Genomic DNA, 4205 nt, shown 5'->3' with positions numbered 1-4205 from the left:
GACAAGGGCGAAACGGTCTTTGCAGAGGCAACGGACAAGGTTAGCTTCACACGCACGGCGACAGTTGATGCGGTGACGGGTGAAGTCACTTACGGTGCGTGGGTTGCAACTGGTGGTGACACAACGTTTGACGCAGTGAACTCACCAGTTAAGACTGGTTACTATGCTGATAAGGAAGTTGTTGCTGAAACCACTGGTTTGACGGCAACAACGGGGGATGAAAACGTCCAAGTTGTCTACAAGCCAATGGGACAATGGGTACCATCATTCCCAGCCGGCACTGAAAACGTGCCATCTGATCCAACGACGTATCCAAATGACCCAGCTCATGCTGATACGCCACTTGAACCAGGTGATTCAAATACGAATGTACCAGGAACGCCAGATAATCCAACAATGCCATATGTACCAGGCTTTACGCCACAAGGTCCAGATGGCACGCCACTTGAACCGGTAACACCAGGTTCGCCGGAAGGTGGTTATTGGCCACCAGCAACACCAACCGATAACCCAGGTGGTGATACGGTTGTGACTTATGTTGCGGATGAACAAAAGGCAACGATTACGTACCACGATGTGACGACTGATACTGATTTGTCGGTTGATACGATTGCTGGTCATTCTGATGAAACAAGTTCATACACCACTGCACAACGTATTGCGATGTATGAGCAACAAGGTTACCGTTTGGTCGCTGATGGTTATCCAGGTACGAAATTCACGTTCGATCGTGATACGGCAACTGATCAAGCGTACATCGTACAACTTGAGCGTATTACGCAAACGATTACGCCAGATGATCCAAAGACGCCAAGCTCACCAATCTTTACGCCGGGTGATCCGGTGGACCCAAGTGATCCATCAAGCCCTACGTATCCTGAACAACCTGGTACGCCAGGTGAACCAATTGATCCAGATAATCCAAGTGGCCCAACTTGGCCAGCCACGCCGACTTATCCAGCCGGTTTGACGCATGATGATTTGAATCAAACGGTTACGCGTGAAGTCACTTATGTATACGACCGTGATGGTTCAGAAGCTGCGACAACAGCAACGGAAACGTTGACGTTTACGCGTACGGCGACGCTTGATACGGTTAGTGGCGAGATTACGTATGGTGAATGGATTGCGGCTGATAGTGATACCACCTTTGATGAGGTGACATCACCAACGATTGCTGGATACACGGCAAACCGCGCGTCAGTTGCGGAAGCGACCGGCGTTGCGGCAACAGATGCAGATACGTCGATTGAAGTGCGTTACGTTGCGAATGAGCAACATGCAACAATTACGTATATTGATGACAATACGCAACAAACGATTGTCATGGATGACATTACCGGCCAATCTGATGGCACGACGACATACACGACGGCTGATCGGATTGCAGCTTTGCAAGCGCAAGGTTACAGTCTCGTGAATGATGGTTGGCCAGCTGACTTCGTGTTCGACACGGATGATGATACGACGCAAGCCTTCGAAGTTCATTTGAAGCACGCGACGATTACGGTTGACCCAGATGATCCGAAGACACCAAGTTCACCGGTTTACACACCAGGTGACCCAGTTGATCCGGATGATCCAGATGGTCCAACATATCCTGCTGAACCTGGTACGCCAGGCGAGCCAATCGATCCAAATAACCCAAGTGGCCCAACTTGGCCAGCGACACCAACGTATCCTGATGGTTTGAAGACGACTGATTTGAATGAGACGGTTGATCGGACGATTACGTATGTTTACGAGGATGGAAGTGAAGCTGCGAAGACGGTGACGGATAACGTCCAGTTCACGCGTACGGCTGAGTATGACGTAGTGACGGGAACTGTGACCTATGGTGATTGGGTTGCGACGAATGGTGATACAACCTTTGATGCGGTTGAATCGCCGGTGATTACTGGCTATTATGCAGATTTGACCCAAGTTGATGAAACGGCAGGTTTGACAGCTGATAGTGGGGATGAAAACGTTAAGGTCACGTATAAGCAAATGGGACAATGGGTACCGTCGTTCCCAGCGAATACACCAAGTGTGCCAACGGATCCAATTACGTATCCAAACAATCCGGATGATCCAACGCAACCGCTTGAACCGGGTGCGCCAGATTATCCAGTCATCCCATACGTACCAGGCTTTACGCCAGCAGGACCGGATGGTCCATTGCAACCAGTTGATCCGACTGATCCAAGCAAGGGTTATGTGCCACCGGCAACACCGACGGACAATCCAGGTGAAGACACGACAATTAATTACGTTGCCAATGAGCAAATAGCTACGATTACGTTTATCGATGATACGACGAAGACGGACTTGACAGTTGACACGATTACGGGTGTATCTGATGCAACGTCAACGTATACCACGGCTGAGCGCATTCAAGCTTACTTGGCCCAAGGTTACACGCTCGTTTCTGATGGTTATCCAACTGACTTCACGTTTGACCGTGATGACAGTCAGACGCAAGCGTATGAAGTGCACTTGAAGCACGCAACGATTACGATTACGCCAAGTGATCCGAAGACGCCGAGTCAGCCGATTTACAACCCAGGTGATCCGGTCGATCCGAGTGACCCAGATAGCCCAACGTACCCAGAAGAACCAGGCAATCCAGGTGACCCACTCGACCCAGATAACCCAAGCGGTCCAACTTGGCCAGCGACGCCAACGTACCCAGCTGGTTTGACTGAAACTGATTTGAATGAATCAGTCACGCAAACCATCACGTACGTGTACGCCGACGGTCAAGAGGCAAGTAATCCAAAGACGGACACGGTAACGTTTAGCCGTACGGCGACGCTTGATCCGGTCACGGGAGCGGTAACGTATGGTGAGTGGATTGCAGCAAATAGTGATACCACGTTTGATGCGGTTGTTTCACCAGTGATTACTGGCTATGTTGCGGATAAGCAGACGTTGGCTGAGGTAACGGGCATTAAGGCGACTGATGCTGATACGGATCCAGTTGTCATTTACACGGCGATGGGACAATGGGTACCATCATATCCAGCTGGTACGACTGATGTACCAACGGATCCGATGACGTATCCAAATGACCCAGCTGATCCAACGCAACCAGCTGATCCAACGGCGCCAAATTATCCGGTCATTCCGGATGTACCAGGTTTCACGCCACAAGGCCCAGATGGTCCATTGCAACCGGTTGATCCAAGTGACCCAAGTAAGGGCTACGTGCCACCAGCAACGCCGACTGATCCGACCCAAGATACGACGATTACGTATGTGGCGAATGAGCAGCAAGCAACGATTGCCTACATTGACAAGACAACTGGTAAGCAATTGGCACTGGATCCGATTACGGGTCACTCTGATGAGTCATCAACCTACACGACGGCTGATAAGATTGCCGCGTACGAGGCAGCCGGTTATGTCTTGGTTTCCGATGGTTATCCAGGTGCCAACTTCACCTTCGATCGTGAAGATGATTATGACCAAACGTATGAGGTCATTTTGGAACACGCTGTCATCACAGTTGATCCAAATGATCCAAAGACGCCAAGTTCACCAATCTTCACGCCGGGTGGTCCAGTTGATCCGGATGATCCAACGAGCCCAACTTATCCAGTTAACCCTGGTGAGACACCAACGCCAACGTACCCAGCCGGTGTGGAAACAGCTGATTTGAATGAGTCTGTGACCCAAACCATCACGTACACGTATGCGGACGGTACAACGGCAGCGGATGATGCAACAGATACGGTAACGTTCAGTCGTACTGCGACAGTTGATGCGGTAACGGGCGAGGTGACGTACGGTGATTGGATTGCAAGCAATGGTGATACGACCTTTGACGCGGTGACGTCACCAGTGATTACCGGGTATGTTGCGGATAAGCAGACGATTGCTGAAGTGACGGGGATTGCCGCTAAGGATGCGGACACAACAATTACGGTTGTGTACAACCAGATGGGCCAATGGGTACCATCGTTCCCATCGGGCACGACCGATGTACCAAGTGATCCGATGACGTATCCAAACGATCCAAATGATCCAACGGAGCCTCTGGCACCTGGACCGGAAAATGAAAATGATCCAGGTGACCCAGCTAATCCAACCTTGCCGTTCGTGCCAGGCTTTACGCCACAAGGACCAGATGGCCCATTGCAACCAGTTGATCCAGCTAACCCAAGTTCAGGTTACTGGCCACCAACTTTGCCAAGTGACCCAACGACTGACACGACAATCAC

Annotated in this window: 1 pseudogene; it reads left to right on the top strand. The window is 50.7% G+C overall.

The annotated features are described in order from the left end of the window. Positions 1–4205, top strand: a pseudogene (locus WEIDD23_RS14825) (mucus-binding protein); the annotation flags it as partial.

The organism is Weissella sp. DD23 (assembly GCF_001579105.1).
In the GTDB taxonomy this organism is placed as follows: domain Bacteria; phylum Bacillota; class Bacilli; order Lactobacillales; family Lactobacillaceae; genus Weissella; species Weissella cibaria.
Note: the sequence above shows the minus strand (reverse complement) of the source record. Positions and strands in the feature narration are given on the sequence as shown.